14 protein-coding genes are annotated in these 15,228 nt (G+C 64.5%); 9 read left to right on the top strand and 5 right to left on the bottom strand.

The window, feature by feature from the left end:
• Positions 1–48 precede the first annotated feature (48 nt).
• On the bottom strand, positions 49–1,407 hold the full coding sequence (locus BcanWU425_RS36280; RefSeq protein ID WP_204513152.1) for an aromatic ring-hydroxylating dioxygenase subunit alpha: 1,359 nt from the start codon (positions 1,405–1,407) through the stop codon (positions 49–51).
• A 110-nt stretch (positions 1,408–1,517) separates the two neighbouring features.
• Between BcanWU425_RS36280 and BcanWU425_RS36275 the strand changes: the two genes are divergently transcribed.
• Positions 1,518–2,303, top strand: a complete 786-nt coding sequence (locus BcanWU425_RS36275) for an IclR family transcriptional regulator domain-containing protein (protein WP_085349669.1) — start codon at positions 1,518–1,520, stop codon at positions 2,301–2,303.
• Positions 2,304–2,393: 90 nt separating this feature from the next.
• On the opposite strand, the gene BcanWU425_RS36270 is transcribed toward BcanWU425_RS36275, so the two are convergent.
• Both BcanWU425_RS36270 and BcanWU425_RS36265 read right to left on the bottom strand, forming a co-directional pair.
• Positions 2,394–2,786: a group II truncated hemoglobin gene (locus BcanWU425_RS36270; RefSeq protein ID WP_204513153.1), complete on the bottom strand. Its 393-nt coding sequence runs from the start codon at positions 2,784–2,786 to the stop codon at positions 2,394–2,396.
• Positions 2,787–2,798: 12 nt separating this feature from the next.
• On the bottom strand, positions 2,799–3,707 hold the full coding sequence (locus tag BcanWU425_RS36265) for a helix-turn-helix transcriptional regulator (RefSeq protein ID WP_085349670.1): 909 nt from the start codon (positions 3,705–3,707) through the stop codon (positions 2,799–2,801).
• Between the two features lie 152 nt (positions 3,708–3,859).
• Here BcanWU425_RS36265 and BcanWU425_RS36260 point away from each other — a divergent pair, with 152 nt between their 5' ends.
• From BcanWU425_RS36260 to boxB, 4 genes are all read left to right on the top strand, one after another.
• Entirely contained in the window at positions 3,860–5,401 is a 1,542-nt protein-coding gene (locus BcanWU425_RS36260; RefSeq protein ID WP_231189529.1) for a benzoate-CoA ligase family protein, read from the top strand.
• A gap of 52 nt (positions 5,402–5,453) precedes the next feature.
• On the top strand, positions 5,454–6,275 hold the full coding sequence (locus BcanWU425_RS36255; protein WP_204513155.1) for an alpha/beta fold hydrolase: 822 nt from the start codon (positions 5,454–5,456) through the stop codon (positions 6,273–6,275).
• 72 nt (positions 6,276–6,347) lie between these two features.
• The gene (gene boxC, locus BcanWU425_RS36250; protein WP_204513156.1) at positions 6,348–8,036 is read left to right on the top strand and encodes a 2,3-epoxybenzoyl-CoA dihydrolase; all 1,689 of its coding nucleotides are present in this window, start codon (positions 6,348–6,350) and stop codon (positions 8,034–8,036) included.
• A 149-nt stretch (positions 8,037–8,185) separates the two neighbouring features.
• Entirely contained in the window at positions 8,186–9,637 is a 1,452-nt protein-coding gene (gene boxB, locus BcanWU425_RS36245) for a benzoyl-CoA 2,3-epoxidase subunit BoxB (protein WP_085349674.1), read from the top strand.
• Between the two features lie 110 nt (positions 9,638–9,747).
• Here the strand turns inward: boxB and BcanWU425_RS36240 are convergent, their stop codons facing one another.
• Complete coding sequence (locus tag BcanWU425_RS36240; RefSeq protein WP_204513157.1) at positions 9,748–10,548, bottom strand: SDR family oxidoreductase; 801 nt, start codon at positions 10,546–10,548, stop codon at positions 9,748–9,750.
• A gap of 126 nt (positions 10,549–10,674) precedes the next feature.
• Positions 10,675–11,733 (bottom strand): polysaccharide deacetylase family protein, encoded by a 1,059-nt coding sequence (locus BcanWU425_RS36235; RefSeq protein ID WP_085349676.1) that lies wholly within the window; start codon positions 11,731–11,733, stop codon positions 10,675–10,677.
• A 164-nt stretch (positions 11,734–11,897) separates the two neighbouring features.
• Here BcanWU425_RS36235 and BcanWU425_RS36230 point away from each other — a divergent pair, with 164 nt between their 5' ends.
• The 4 genes from BcanWU425_RS36230 (at position 11,898) to BcanWU425_RS36215 (ending at position 15,228) form a co-directional block, all read left to right on the top strand.
• On the top strand, positions 11,898–13,292 hold the full coding sequence (locus BcanWU425_RS36230; RefSeq protein ID WP_204513159.1) for an OmpA family protein: 1,395 nt from the start codon (positions 11,898–11,900) through the stop codon (positions 13,290–13,292).
• 2 nt (positions 13,293–13,294) lie between these two features.
• On the top strand, positions 13,295–13,591 hold the full coding sequence (locus tag BcanWU425_RS36225) for a hypothetical protein (RefSeq protein ID WP_085384937.1): 297 nt from the start codon (positions 13,295–13,297) through the stop codon (positions 13,589–13,591).
• A gap of 117 nt (positions 13,592–13,708) precedes the next feature.
• Positions 13,709–14,299: a TetR/AcrR family transcriptional regulator gene (locus BcanWU425_RS36220; protein ID WP_018456057.1), complete on the top strand. Its 591-nt coding sequence runs from the start codon at positions 13,709–13,711 to the stop codon at positions 14,297–14,299.
• The gene (locus BcanWU425_RS36215) at positions 14,296–15,228 is read left to right on the top strand and encodes a haloalkane dehalogenase (RefSeq protein ID WP_018456058.1); all 933 of its coding nucleotides are present in this window, start codon (positions 14,296–14,298) and stop codon (positions 15,226–15,228) included. The genes BcanWU425_RS36220 and BcanWU425_RS36215 overlap by 4 nt, the downstream gene beginning before the upstream one ends.

The raw sequence follows: 15,228 nt of genomic DNA, 5'->3' as shown, positions 1-15,228 counted from the left end.
GGAGAATGTGGAGCCGCCGTCTCGCCTCGCTAGCGGCGAACTGCATTATCACTCCGCCGCCGTCAGGCGATGCACGTTGTCCGCGATCTCCTTCGGCACCGGCGCCGTCCACGGCGCGCTGCGGCGGCGCTTGACGTCGACCTCCATCCAGTAGATCTCCCAGCCTCGGGTCGGCCCGATGCCGTCCATGGTCGCCGGACCCTGGATCGAACGTGCGGTGGCCTCGTCGAGATGCAGCATCGGCTTCTCGCCGCCTGCGACCTTCTCGATCTCCTGCCGCAGCAGGCGCCGGTACTGCACGATCGCCTTGTCGCTCGTGCCGAGGTGCTCCCGGGTGCGGTCCTGGATCGCGCCCATCGATTCCACCGCCCACTGGTCGTGCACGTTGATGTCGGTGCCCATGCCGGTATAGGTCGCCGTCTGCTGCTCGTGCGGATCGAAGCCGTAATCGTTCGTCCCGTTCTTGCGCGATTTGTAATCCGGCAGCTCATAGAGCTCGAGCCGCTGGTCGCGCATCTTCTGCTTGTCCACGGGGTTCGAATAACTGGTGAAGATCGCGTACCAGTAGCAGTTCTCGTCGTCGACCGGCACGTGCCACTGTGTGATCGTCATCTCCGTGCTCATGGGGATGACGAAGCCGTGCGGAAAGAGCTGGTTGGTGACGCGCACATGGGTGCGCTCCTCGTCGATCTCGCGCAGTGCGATCAGCCGCAGGCCGTATTCGGTGTGCTCGACATTGATGATCGGGCGGTCGTATTCGCGCAAAATCTTCGTCATCGGCAAGTCGCTGCCTGCCGATGTGCCGCGGAACTGCTTGCCGTAGGCCGTCGAGGTGTCCTCGTCCTCGAAGAAGCGATGCAGATAGGAGGCGTGCGCGGGGTCGATGCCGACTTCGAGCGCCTGGAGCCAGTTGCAGGCCATATGGCCTTTGAACGCGAAGGTGTGCGTGCCGGGCGCGACGAAGCAGTCGAGCTCGGGAAATGCCGGCGGCTCGCCCTCGCCGAGATAAGCCCAGAGGATGCCGCTCTTCTCCACCACAGGGTAAGAGCGCTGACGGATGTTCTGGCAGAGCTTTGAGTCCTTCGGCTCCGCCGGCGTCTCGATGCATTGCCCGGTGGCGTCGAACAGCCAGCCATGGAAGGCGCAGCGCAGGCCGCCATGCTCGAGCCGTCCGAAGGCGAGATCGGCGCCGCGATGCGCACAGTGGCGATCGATCAGGCCGTAACGCCCCGTCTCGTCGCGGAACAGCACCAGGCTTTCGCCGAGCAATCTGACGGGACGGATCGGTCGATCGCCGTCGAGCTCGTCCACCAACGCCGCCGGCTGCCAGTAGCTTCGCATCAGCTTCCCGCAGGGGTCCTTCGCACCGGTGCGGGTGATCAGGTCGTTCTGCTCCTGGCTCATCATGGCGAGTGCATCCTTTATGGAGTCGATTGTTCGCCTATTGAACTAATGGGCGAATTATGACATGCCTTGACGCGGCAGCAAGCACTATTTTGCAGGAATGACCCGACACCATGCCCAAGCTGAAGCGAAGCGAGAGCGACGAACGCGCGACGGATTTCGTCGAGAGCCTCGATCGCGGGCTGCGCCTGCTGCAATGCTTCGGCATCACGGCCGGCCCGATGACGCTGAGCGATCTCGCCCGTGCCGCTGAGCTTCCCCGCGCCACCGCGCGGCGCATGCTGTTCACGCTCCAGCGCGGCGGCTTCGTCAGTGGCGACGGGAAGCTGTTCTCGCTGACGCCACATGTGCTGACACTCGCCGCGTCGTATCTGCGGTCGAGCCAACTCGTCACGGTCCTGCAACCGGTGCTCGACCGCGTCGCGACAGCGGCCAACGAAATCTCCTCGCTCGCGGTGCTCGACGGCGATGAGGTCGTGTTCATCGCGCGCAGCAGTCCGGCGCGGATGTTCTCGGGCGGATTGGAAATCGGCTACCGGCTTCCGGCCTTCTGCACTTCGGTCGGCCGCGCCATGCTCGGTCAACTCGACGATGCCGAGCTTGCTGCGCGCCTGACGGCGACGAAGCGCGAAGCGCTGACGCCGCAGACGGTAACCGATCCCAAGGTGCTGCTCGCGCGCACCGTCGCCGATCGCGCGCAGGGCTATTCGCTGGTGGACCGCGAGGCCGAGCCGCATTTCCGCTCGATCTCGGTCCCCGTCCGCCGCTACGACGGCGTGATCGTCGCCGCCATTAACATGGGCGCGCACGTCGATCGCGTGCCGGCGCAGGAATTGATCGAGCGATTTTTGCCGCTGTTGCGTGAGGGCGCGGAGGCGGTGCGGTCGCAACTCTTGTAGCCCGGGTGAGCGAAGCGATACCCGGGAAAGTCATCGTGAAGACCCGGATGTCGCTTCGCTCATCCGGGCTACGCGCCCGTGCAAAAATCACTAGCGGTTGCGCATCCAGTCGGCGAGGCCGGACAACGCCTTGTCGAGGTCCTGCCGCGCTGCGGCGTCCACAACCGTCTCCTCCAGCGCACCGCGCATGCAGAGCACCCACGCGTCGCGCTCGGCATCGCCGATGGCAAAGCCGATGTGGCGCTGGCGCAGCCGCGGGTGGCCCTTCTCGACCGAATAGAGTTTCGGGCCGCCGGTCCATTCGGTGAGATAGCGCTTCAGCACATCCCTGATCAGGCCGAGGTCGTCCGCATGCATCGCGCGGATGATCTTCGCCTCCGGCAGCGTATCCATCCGGTCGTAGAAGCGATCGACCAGTCGATCGATCGTGGCGCTGCCGCCGATCCGCTCGAACATGGCGATTGCGACGTCGCTCTCGGTCATGGGAGTTCGGACCTACAGCGCCACGCTGCGCAGCCCGAAGCTGCGCGCTTCGTTCTGCAGCACCGGCCGCACCGCATCAACCAGGCGCGCCGCGGCGGCATCGACGGACAGTCCCGCCGTGTCCACCACCGCCGTCGCGCGCGCATATAGCGGCTCGCGGCTCAAGAGGATGTTGCGCAGCTCCGCCATCGCGGAGCGGTCGTCGGCCATCGGGCGCAAATCGCCTTGGCGGCGGACGCGGGCCATGTGCTCCTCGGGCTCGGCCTTCAGCCAGATCGTGTAGAACGACGACAGGATCTGGTCGAAGGTCAGAGGTTCGGAGACGATGCCGCCGCCGGTCGCCAGCACCATCAGCTCGTGGCGCGCGAGCAGCTGCTGCAGCGCCGCCTGCTCCATGCGGCGAAAGCCTTCCTGGCCGTAGAGCGCGATGATCTCGGCGACCGACAGCCCGTTCTGCTGCTCGATCTCCTTGTTGAGCTCGACAAAGCTCCAGCCGACCTTCTTCGCCAGCATCCGCCCAAGCGTCGATTTGCCGGCGCCGCGCAGGCCGATTAGCGCGATGCCGCAGAACGGCGCGCGCCGCGGCGCGGAGGCGCTGCCGCCTGCGAGCAGATCTTTTGCTTGTGCGACCTGCGCCGGCGTCGCCTTGCGCAGGAGATCGCGAAACATCTGCCAGTCCGGGGTCGGATCGGCCGAGGGAAGCAGGTCTTCGAGATGCGCGCCCATCGCGTCGGAGACGCGGCGCAGCAGCACGATGGAGACGTTGCCCTTGCCGCTTTCGAGCTGCGCGATGTAGCGCTCCGATATTCCTGATACCTTAGCGAGCACCTTGCGCGACATGCCGCGCAGCGCGCGCATGGTGCGCACGCGCTGGCCGAGCTGTTCGAGAAATCGGGATTCGGCGTCGGGACTGTCGGTCATGGACTGCGGATCATGGGCCTGCTTGAGCGGATGTCTTCTTTTAAAGAGGTCCTGCGGCGCGTATTAATGAAACATAGTGCCTGCTGGCATTGACAGCAAGCCGAGGCGGTGTCTTTCTATGAATTATAATTCTAAATTCAGGGGAGAAGTCCGTGAGCGAGGGATCCTATAACGCGGTGACCTGGCTGCTCGACCGGAACGTCGAGGAGGGACGCGGCAACAAGCTCGCCTTCGATGACACCGTCTCACGGCTCACCTATGGCGAGCTCCAGCGCGAAACGCGGCGCGCCGCCAACATGCTGCGCCGGCTCGGGGTCCGCCGCGAAGAGCGCGTGGCCATGATCATGCTGGATACGGTCGACTTCCCGATCGTGTTTCTGGGCGCGATCCGCGCCGGCATCGTGCCGGTGCCGCTCAACACGCTGCTGACATCAGATCAATACGCCTACATCCTCGCCGATTGCCGCGCGCGCGTGCTGTTCGTCTCGGAAGCGCTCTATCCCGTCATCAAGGACGTCGTCGGCCGCATGCCGGATCTGGAGCATGTCGTGGTCTCCGGCGCCAAACAGAACGGCCACAAGCAGCTCGCCGAGGAGATTGCGGACGAGAGCGATCAGTTCACCACCGCCGCCACCCATTCCGACGAGCCGGCATTCTGGCTGTATTCCTCAGGTTCGACCGGCATGCCCAAGGGCGTGCGGCACATCCATTCGAACATGCAGGCGACCGCGGACACTTATGCGAAGCAGGTGCTCGGCATTCGCGAGAACGACGTTTGTCTTTCCGCGGCAAAGCTGTTCTTCGCATATGGCCTCGGCAATGCGTTGACCTTTCCGATGTCAGTCGGCGCCAGCGTGGTGCTCAACAGCGAACGGCCGACGCCCGCACGCATGTTCGACCTGATGAACCGCTACAATCCCTCGATCTTCTACGGCGTGCCGACCCTGTTCGCGGCGATGCTCAACGACGAAGCGATGAAGAGCGAGCGCGGCGGCAAGTCGCTTCGCATCTGCACCTCGGCCGGCGAGGCGCTCCCGGAGTCCGTCGGCAACAGCTGGAGGACGCGCTTCGGCGTCGATATTCTCGACGGCGTCGGCTCGACCGAGCTGTTGCACATCTTCCTGTCGAACGCGCCCGGCGACATCAAATACGGCTCCTCCGGCAAACCGGTGCCCGGCTATGCGGTGCGGCTTGTCAACGAGGCCGGACAGGATGTCGCCGACGGCGAGGTCGGCGAGCTCCTGGTCGATGCGCCCTCCGCCGGCGAGGGGTACTGGAACCAGCGCCACAAGAGCCGCCGCACGTTCGAGGGGCCGTGGACCCGCACCGGCGACAAATATGTCAGGGATTCCGAGGGCCGCTATACCTTCTGCGGCCGCGCCGACGACATGTTCAAGGTCTCTGGCATCTGGGTCTCGCCCTTCGAGGTCGAGAGCGCGCTGATCACGCATCCCGCCGTGCTGGAAGCTGCCGTCGTGCCCGAAGCCGATCCGGAAGGTCTGCTGAAGCCCAAGGCCTTCGTCGTGCTGCGCCCCGGCGCGACGACGGCGGGCCTGCAGGAGATGCTCAAGGATCACGTCAAGCAGAAGATCGGCCCGTGGAAATATCCGCGCTGGATCGACGTGGTTGATTCCTTGCCCAAGACGGCGACGGGGAAGATCCAGCGGTTCAAGCTGCGGGACGGGGCGAATTGACAACAGGTCGTCATGGCCGGGCTTGACGACGGAGAGAGAAGAGCGACAGAGCATGACCGACCTCGCCCCCACCGGCTTTCTCAGCATCGGCGACGCCAGCCTCGAATACAAATGGCTGGCGCCGCAATCCGCCGATGCACCGACCATCGTCATGCTGCATGAAGGCCTCGGCTCGGTCGGGCTCTGGGGTGACTTCCCCGAGAAGCTGCGAGAGGCGACCTCCGCCGGCATCTTCGTCTATTCGCGCGCGGGCTACGGCCAGTCGAGCAAGGTCGCGCTGCCGCGGCCGCTCGACTACATGCAGCGCGAGGCACTCGACGTGCTGCCGAAGATCCTCGACGCGATCGGCTTCAGGCGTGGCCTGCTGCTCGGCCATTCCGACGGCGCGTCGATCGCGACGATCTATGCCGGCGCGCATCAGGATCATCGTCTGAACGGCCTCGTACTGATCGCGCCGCATTTCATTGTCGAGGGCATCTCGGTGAAGTCGATTGCGGACATCAAGACGGCATTTGAGACCACCGACCTGAAGGCAAAGCTCGCGCGCTGGCACACGGACGTCGACAACGCCTTCTACGGCTGGAACGCCGCCTGGCTCGATCCCAAATTCCGCGACTGGGATATCTCGGAATATCTCGCTTATATCCGCGTTCCCGTCCTGATCCTTCAAGGCGTGGACGACCAATACGGGACGCTGCGTCAGGCCGAGATCGCGCAGCACGAATGCTATTGCCCGGTCGATTTGAAAGTCATGTCAGGCGCGGCGCATTCTCCGCATCGCGAAGCTCCGGGAGCGACGCTTCACGCGATTGAGCAATTTGCAGCAGCGGCCCTAGGAGAGGGCATGCAACAAAATGCATGTATGGGCCGTTAAAGTCTAGACGCGCGCAACAATATGCATTATTGTGCATCTAACGGTAAACCAAGACGAACTCAAGGGTGGCCCATGGCCGAGGAAAATCGGCGCCTCGCAGGCGGCGCGACATTCATCGATTTCCAGACCGACCCGTCCCGCTACCGGCACTGGAAGCTCGCGGTTGACGGTGACGTCGCCACCCTCACCATGGACGTCGACGAGAATGGCGGCCTGTTCGAGGGCTATCTGCTCAAGCTTAATTCCTACGATCTGGGCGTCGACATCGAGCTTGCCGATGCGGTCCAGCGCCTGCGCTTCGAGCACCCCGAGGTGAAGGTCGTGGTGATGCGCTCGGCCAAGAACCGCGTGTTCTGCGCCGGCGCCAACATCCGCATGCTCGCGGGCTCGACGCATGCCCACAAGGTCAATTTCTGCAAGTTCACCAATGAGACCCGCAACGGCATGGAAGACTCCTCGGAGAATTCCGGCCAGCGCTTCATCACCGTCGTGAACGGCTCGGCCGCCGGCGGCGGCTATGAACTCGCGCTCGCCACCGACTACATCATGCTTGCCGATGACGGCGCGTCCGCCGTCGCCTTGCCCGAAGTGCCGCTGCTCGCGGTGCTGCCGGGCACCGGCGGCCTCACGCGTGTGGTCGACAAGCGCAAGGTGCGCCGCGATCACGCCGATTTCTTCTGCACCATCGAAGAAGGCGTGAAGGGCAAGCGCGCCGTGCAATGGCGCCTGGTCGACGAGATCGCGCCGAACAGCAAGCTCGAAGGCAAGGTTGCCGAGCGCGCGAGGGAATTCGCCCAGGCCTCGAAGCGCAAGGGCAGCGGCAAGGGCATCGCGCTGACGCCGCTCAAGCGCATCATCGATGAGACCAGCCTGCGCTATGGCTTTGTCACCGTAGACATCGACCGCGCCGCGCGCATCGCCACGATCTCGATCAAGGCGCCTGAAGCCGCGCCACCCGCCGATATCGACGGGATGATGGCGCAGGGTGTCGCGTTCTGGCCGCTCCAGGTCGCGCGCGAACTCGAAGACGCCATCCTGCATCTGCGCATCAACGAACTCGAGATCGCCATGCTGGTGTTCAAGAGCCATGGCGACCGCGCCCATGTGCTTGCCTGCGATACCTTCCTCGAAGCCAACAAGGCGCACTGGCTGGTCAACGAAATCAGACACTACTGGAAGCGCGTCTTGAAGCGCATCGACGTCACCTCGCGCACGCTGGTGACGCTGGTCGAGCCCGGCTCCTGCTTCGCCGGCACGCTCGCCGAGCTCGTCTTCGCCGCCGACCGCTCCTACATGCTGATCGGCACGCGCCAGGGCGACAACCGCCCGCCGCCGTCGATCGAACTGTCAGCGATGAATTTTGGCCCGTATCCGATGAGCCATGGCCTGACGCGGCTTCAGTCGCGCTTCCAGGCCGATCCGTCCGATGTGGAACGCGCGGAAGCCACGATGGGCACCGCGCTGGACGCCGAGCAGGCCGAAGAGCTCGGTCTCGTCACCTTCGCACTCGACGACATCGACTGGGACGACGAGGTTCGCGTGTTCCTGGAGGAGCGCGCCAGCTTTTCGCCCGACAGCCTCACCGGCATGGAAGCCAACCTGCGCTTCGTCGGCCCCGAGACGATGGAATCGAAAATCTTTTCGCGCCTCACCGCGTGGCAGAACTGGATATTCCAGCGCCCCAACGCGATCGGCGAGGAAGGCGCGCTGCGCCGCTACGGCAGCGGCCAGAAGCCGAAATTCGATATGACGCGGGTGTGACGACATTTGCTGCGTCATGGCCGGGCAAAAGCGCGAAGCGCGTCTTCGTACAGAATGTCCCGGCCATCCACGTCCTTGGCTGAGCAAGCAAGAACGTGGGTGCCCGGCACAAGGCCGGGCATGACGAAAGAAATCCAAGGAGCACGGCCATGAACGTGAACATCATGAACGTCGACTACTCGACCAAGATTCCGAACAACGTCAATTTGGCCGAAGACCGCCAGGTGCTCAAGGCGCTGGAAGGCTGGCATCCCGGCTACATGGACTGGTGGAAAGACATGGGGCCGGAAGGCTTCCAGGAATCGCTGGTGTACTTGCGCACCGCCTATTCGGTCGATCCGCGCGGCTGGGCCAAGTTCGACTATGTGCGGATGCCCGAGTATCGCTGGGGCATTCTCCTTGCTCCCCAGGAAGAGAACCGCGTCGTGCCGTTCGGCGAGCATTTTGGCGAGCCGGCCTGGCAGGAAGTCCCGGGCGAGTATCGCGCCATGCTGCGCCGTCTGATCGTGATCCAGGGCGACACCGAGCCCGCCTCCGTCGAGCAGCAGCGCCATCTCGGCAAGACCGCGCCCTCGCTGTACGACATGCGCAATCTGTTCCAGGTCAATGTCGAGGAAGGCCGTCACCTCTGGGCGATGGTGTACCTGCTGCAAAAGTACTTTGGTCGCGACGGACGTGAAGAGGCCGACGATTTGTTGCGCCGCCGCTCGGGCGACGCCGACTCGCCGCGCATGCTGGGCGCCTTCAACGAGGCGACGCCGGACTGGCTGTCCTTCTTCATGTTCACCTACTTCACCGACCGCGACGGCAAGATGCAGCTGCACTCGCTTGCGCAGTCCGGCTTCGATCCCCTGTCGCGCACCTGCCGCTTCATGCTGACGGAAGAAGCGCACCACATGTTCGTCGGCGAGACCGGCATCACCCGCGTCGTGCAGCGCACCTGCGATGCGATGCGCGAAGCCGGCATCACCGATCCCACCGACATCGCGAAGGTCCGCGCGCTCGGCGTGATCGACCTGCCGACCATTCAGAAGAAGCTGAACCTGCACTATACGCTGTCGCTCGATCTGTTTGGCTCGGAAGTCTCGACCAACGCGGCGAACGCCTTCAACACCGGCATCAAGGGCCGCTATCACGAGACCCAGATCGACGACGATCATCAGCTCAAGAACGCCACCTATCCGGTGCTGAAGTTCATCGACGGCGAGATCAAGCTCGTCGACGAGCCGGCGCTGACCGCGCTCAACATGCGCCTGCGCGACGATTACAGCCAGGATTGCGTCAAGGGCATGCTGCGCTGGAACAAGGTGATCTCGACCGCGGGCTACCAGTTTCAGCTCAAGCTGCCCAACGTCGCCTTCCACCGCCATATCGGCGAGTTCAAGGGCATCCACGCGACGCCCGACGGCATTTTGATCGACGATGCCACCTGGGCGAAGCGCAAGGACGAATGGCTGCCCTCGACCGCGGACGGCGACTTCATCACCTCGCTGATGCAGCCCGTCACCGAGACCGGCCAGTTCGCCTCCTGGATCTCACCGCCGAAAGTCGGCATCGACAACAAGCCCGGCGATTTCGAATATGTGAGGATCGAGTCGTAAGGGCCGCCAGCGAGGCGCGACGGCCGCGCTACATACTCACCTGTCGTCCCGGCGAAGGCCGGGACGACACCGGAGTGTGAGGTGAGGGCGTCGTGCTGACGCGCCCCCGCCTACCCCGCGATCTCCAGCCCCGCGTTCGCGTACACCACGCCGCCATCCACCGCGATGGTGTTGCCGACCACGTAGTCACCCGCGCGCGAGGCGAGATAGATCGCCACGCCCGCCATGTCCTCGTCGGTTCCGATCCGCCGCGCCGGAATGCGCTTGGCGACCTCGTCCGAATGGTCGCGCGCAGCCCGGTTCATGTCGGACTTGAACGCGCCGGGCGCGATCGCGGTGACGTTGACGTTGTCCTTGATCAGTTTCGTCGCCATGCGCCGCGTCAAATGGATCACCGCGGCCTTGCTCGCCGCATAGGAGTAGGTCTCGCCGGGATTGACGAAAATGCCGTCAACCGAGGCGATGTTGATGACCTTGGCGGGCCGCTCATGCGAAGCCGCCGCGCGCAGCGGCTTGGCCAGCGCCTTGGTCAGGAAGAACAGCGACTTGACGTTGAGGTCCATCACCTTGTCCCAGCCGCTTTCGGGGAATTCGTCGAACTCCGCGCCCCAGGCAGCCCCTGCATTGTTGACGAGGATGTCGAGCTTCGGCTCCAGCTTGATGATTTCGCCAGCGAGCCTGTCGCAGCCGTCGACGGTCGAGATGTCGATCGGCAGCGCGATGCACTCACCGTCATATCGGCCTGACAGCTCTTTCGCGGTGGCCTCGCAAGGTCCTGCCTTGCGCGCAGTGATGTAGACCTTCGCGGCTCCCGCGCTGAGAAATCCCGCCGCGATCATCTTGCCGATGCCGCGCGAACCACCGGTCACCAGCGCGACGCGGCCTTTGAGCGAGAACAGATCGTTGAACATGGTGCCTCCCTTGGTGTTTGGCGACGTTTTGAGCGGGGTAGGGAGGGGAGTCAAGGAAAGCGCCGCATCGTCGTCCTGGCTTTCGCCATGACGACGCCTGAGTTCGGGCAGCCAAGACGGAGAGATTTAAGCCGCCGCGATCCTGCGGAAGCCGTTCCACATCGCGGTCGCGGCGCCCGAGGTCAGCACCGGCAGAATCCGCGTGTCCTGGTAATTGCCGTTGAGCGAGACCCGTGGCAGCGCCGTCATGCGGCCGGCGTTTTCGGCGAACAGCATGCCGGGCCGCGTCGTCACCGCGGTCTTGAAGCCGGCGGATGCAGCGAGCACGAATTCACGCTCGCCCGCCGCCTCGCGATCGCCATAGGGATAGGCCAGATGTTGAACGTTGCGGCCGAGCGCCTGCTCGATCCGCGCGCGGCTCACGGCCATCTCCTGCGTGGCGATCGCTTCGCTTTGCTTGGCGAGATTGCAATGGCTGACGGAATGCGCGCCGATCGTGACCAGGGGATCGGCGGCAAATGTCTTCACCTCGTCCCAGGACAGGCAGAGGCTGCGGCACAGCGCGGCCATGTCGACGCCGTACTTCGTGCAGAGCGCCTCGATCTCGCGCTTGAGATCGTGCTCGCCGGGCAGTGCGCGCAACCAGTCGTGCAGGCGATCGAACGCCACCTGCTTGGCGGCTGGCGTCGTCGCATCGAGCCGCAGCGCGGCATTGCCGATCGTCACCTCGATCTGCTCGGTCTTGGCGATCACGGCCTCCAGCGCCTCCCACCACAGCCGGCCCGTCCCCTCCGCGAAATCGCTGGCGACATAGACCGCCAAGGGCGCGTCAAATTCGCGCAGAACTGGCAGCGCAAAATCGAGATTGTCGCGATAGCCATCGTCGAGCGTGAAGGCGGCGAAGCGGCGGTCGAACCGGCGCCGCACCAGCCGCTCATGCAGCTCGTCCATGCTGACGATGTCGATCTCGCGCGCGCGCAGGTGGCGCAGTGTGGCACGCAGGAATTCGGGGGTGACTTCGAGATGCCGGTTCGGCTGGAACGCCGCGCCGCGGGCCGGCCGCACGTGATGCAGCATGAATATGGCGCCGACGCCCGACAAAAGCGGACGCAACAGGTGGTGGGCGCCGCTGAAATAGAGTGCTTCCAGCCCGGCGCGGATGACGTTGTTACGGAGTTGTTTCATGACCCGCTGGCGGACTTTGGCATTCCGCTTTCAACTTACGGAAGAACCCTTGAAGAAAAAGTTATTCCAATTGTCCAGGCCCGGCCTTCGGAAGGGCGTCATTTCCGGTTTGACAGCCTGCCAAGGGTTTGTTTTGTCTCCGGTTCCAGAGTTCGGGTCGTCGAATGCACAAGCTTTTCAGGTGGGCCAGCAAATGGTGGCCGGGGCTGATCCCCCTGGCCGTCATGTGGGGATTTGCGGCCTGGAATAACACTTTGCCGGTCGAGGCGGACCTTTCCGCCCGCAGCTCGGCGGCGCTAAAGGATACCGTTCTGGACAAGACCCGGATCGCGGTGGATGGCCGCGACGTCAGCCTGGCTGCGGACGCGTTTTCTGAGGAGGGGCGCCGCGACGCCGTTGTGGCGGTCGAGACCGTCCCCGGCGTGCGCCTGGTCGACGACCGGACCCGCCTCGTGCCCGAGGCAAAGCCCTTCGTCTGGAACGCCGAGCGCGACGTGGTGCGGGTGACGCTGTCAGGCTCTGCGCCCCTGCCGTCGATGAAGGGCCGCCTGACCGAGGCGGCCCGCAAGGAGGTCGGCGGCACCGAGGTGGCCGATCAGATGGGTTTGGCCCGCGGCGCACCGCCGCGGTTCGAGGCGGCTGCGATGCTGCTGCTCGACCAGATCGGCAAGCTCAAGGACGGCAAGATCACGATCACAGACACCAAAGTCACTCTGTCGGGGATGGCGCGCGATCTCGGCGGCCGCGAAGCGGTCGCAGCGGCACTTAAAAACCTGCCCGAGGGCTTTTCGATCGCCGCCAACGACGTCAAGGCGCCGCCTTACGTGTTCCAGGCTTACAAGGATCCGGTGGCTGCGACGGTGACGCTGACCGGCTATGTTCCCGCCAACAATGTCCACGCGGCCATCGCCACCAGTGCGTCGCGGAAATTCTTCAACGAAAAGGTCGTCGACAATCTCAAGGCCAGCGTCGGCGCGCCCGGCTCGTTCAGCCCCGCCGTGGTCGCAGCGCTCGGCGCGCTGTCGCGACTGTCGACCGGCACGCTCGTCGTGTCCGACCGCGAGGTGAAGCTGTCGGGCGATGCGCTCTATGAAGGTGCCGCCAACGACATCCGCGCAGGCCTCGGCAAGGATTTTCCGAAAAACTGGCAGTACAAGCCGGAGATCACGGTGAAGCCCGCGGCCGGGCCGGTCGACGGCACCGTGTGCCAGCAATTGTTCTCCGAGCTCTTGGCCAAGGCCAAGATTCGCTTCGGGGCGAAGCGCGCCGAGATCGATCCGGATTCCGCCGGCATTCTCGATCATCTGATCGAGACGGCATTGCGATGCCCCACCACCAATATCGAGGTCGCCGGGCATACCGATGCCGACGGCGAGGATTCCTTCAACCAGGCACTCTCGGAGAAGCGCGCGCAGGCGGTGATCGACTATCTGGTCAAGGCCGGCCTGCCTGCCAACCGGTTCACCGCGGTCGGCTACGGCAGCACGCAGCCAGTCGCCGGCAATGACAGCGAAGACGCCAAGGCGCAGAACCGCCGCATCGAATTTCTGGTGAGGTGACGATGCCCTATCTCGTCTCGTTCCATCTGGGCTGGCTGATCGGCTCGCTGCTGCTCGGCTTCTGCATGGGCTGGATCTCGGTGGTCCAGCGCGGCAACGGCACCTCGAAGGTGACCGCGCGCTGGCTCGCCGTGCTTGTTGCCGGCCTGGTCGCGGCCTCGTTCGCGCATGTGGTCCCCGGTCGCTTCGGCTACTGGCTCGACCTCGGCCTGACCATGTTCGGCTGCTACCTCGTCGGCGCCGCCATCGGCGCCTGGCTGCGCGATCGGGTGGTCGCACGCAGCATGCCGCCGGCCTGAGCGGCTGAGCTGAGAGGCAAACGCGCGCCCGCTATCGCGCTCATCACTTGCTCCGCCATCAGGCAAGGGCAAGGGCGGGGCGCTTGACATTAATACGTACGTGCGTATTATTTCGCCATGCCAAAGCCCTCGCTCAAAGACGCCATTCTCGACGCCGGCCTGAAGGTCATGTTTCGGACCGGCTATCACGGCACCAGCGTGCGCGACGTCACCACTGCTGCGGGCGCGCCGCAGGGGTCCTTCACCAATCATTTCCGCTCCAAGGAAGCGTTCGCCTCCGAGGTGCTCGACCGCTACTTCGAGATCACAAGGGGGCTGGTCGCCGAGGCGCTCGACGACACCTCGCTGACCCCGCGGGCTCGGCTGAAGCGCTACCTGGACATCATCATTGGCCGGCTCGAAGCGGACGGCTACGGCCGCGGCTGTCTGATCGGCGATCTCAGTCTGGAGGCGACCGGCAGCAGCGAGATGCTGCGCGCGCGCCTTGCGGCCATCTTTGCTGAATGGCGCATGCCGTTCGCCGCCTGCATCAGGGATGCCCAAACCAGCGGCGAGATCGCATCCGATTTCGAGCCCGAGGAGCTCGCAGACTTCCTGCTCGCGTCCTGGCAGGGCGCGATCCTGCGCATGAAGGTCGACCGCAATCCCAAAGCGCTCGAACGTTTCAAGAGCATCGCATTCCAAACCGTGTTCAAGGAGCTGACATGACCAAGCAGATCGACATCAAGCTTCGCAAAGCGTCCGTCCTCGGAAGCGGCATGGCCTATCGTGAGGCAGGCGCGCAGAACGCGCCGGTCGCGCTCTTCCTGCACGGCAATCCGACGTCCTCGCACATCTGGCGCAACATCATGCCCCTGGTGTCACCGGTCGCGCATTGCCTCGCGCCCGACAACATCGGCTTCGGTCAGTCCGGCAAGCCCAACATCGCCTATCGCTTCTTCGACCACGTCCGCTATCTCGATGCCTTCATCGAACAGCGCGGCATTACGTCGGCCTATCTGGTCGCGCAGGATTGGGGCACGGCGCTCGCATTTCATCTTGCGGCGCGCCGGCCGGATTTCGTGCGCGGCCTTGCCTTCATGGAATTCATTCGTCCGATGCCGACCTGGCAGGACTTCCACGACACCGAGGTTGCCGCAGAGCAGGAGCATGCCGAGGCGGCGCGGGCGGCCTTCCGTAAATTCAGGACGCCGGGCGAGGGCGAGGCGATGATCCTCGAGGCGAATGCCTTCGTCGAGCGCGTGCTACCCGGCGGCATGGTCCGCAAGCTCAGCGATGACGAGATGGCGCCCTATCGCGCGCCGTTTCCAACACCAGAGAGCCGCCGGCCCGTTCTTGCACTTCCGCGCGAACTGCCGATCGCAGGCGAGCCCGCTGACGTTTATCAGGCTCTGCAGTCCGCGCATGCAGCGCTGGCCGCGTCGTTCTATCCAAAGCTCCTGTTCACCGGCGAGCCCGGAGCTCTGGTCTCACCGGAATTTGCCGAACGGTTTGCAGCCTCCCTGAAGCACTGCGCGCTGGTTCGTCTCGGCGCCGGCCTGCATTTCCTCCAGGAGGATCACCCCGAGGCGATCGGGCGCTCCGTCGCCGGCTGGATCGCGGGCATCGAGGCAGTGCGCCCGCAGCTTGCGGCCTGA

It is taken from the genome of Bradyrhizobium sp. WU425 (assembly GCF_021052305.1).
Lineage (GTDB): Bacteria > Pseudomonadota > Alphaproteobacteria > Rhizobiales > Xanthobacteraceae > Bradyrhizobium > Bradyrhizobium canariense_D.
This window is presented reverse-complemented; position numbering and strand designations above follow the sequence as displayed.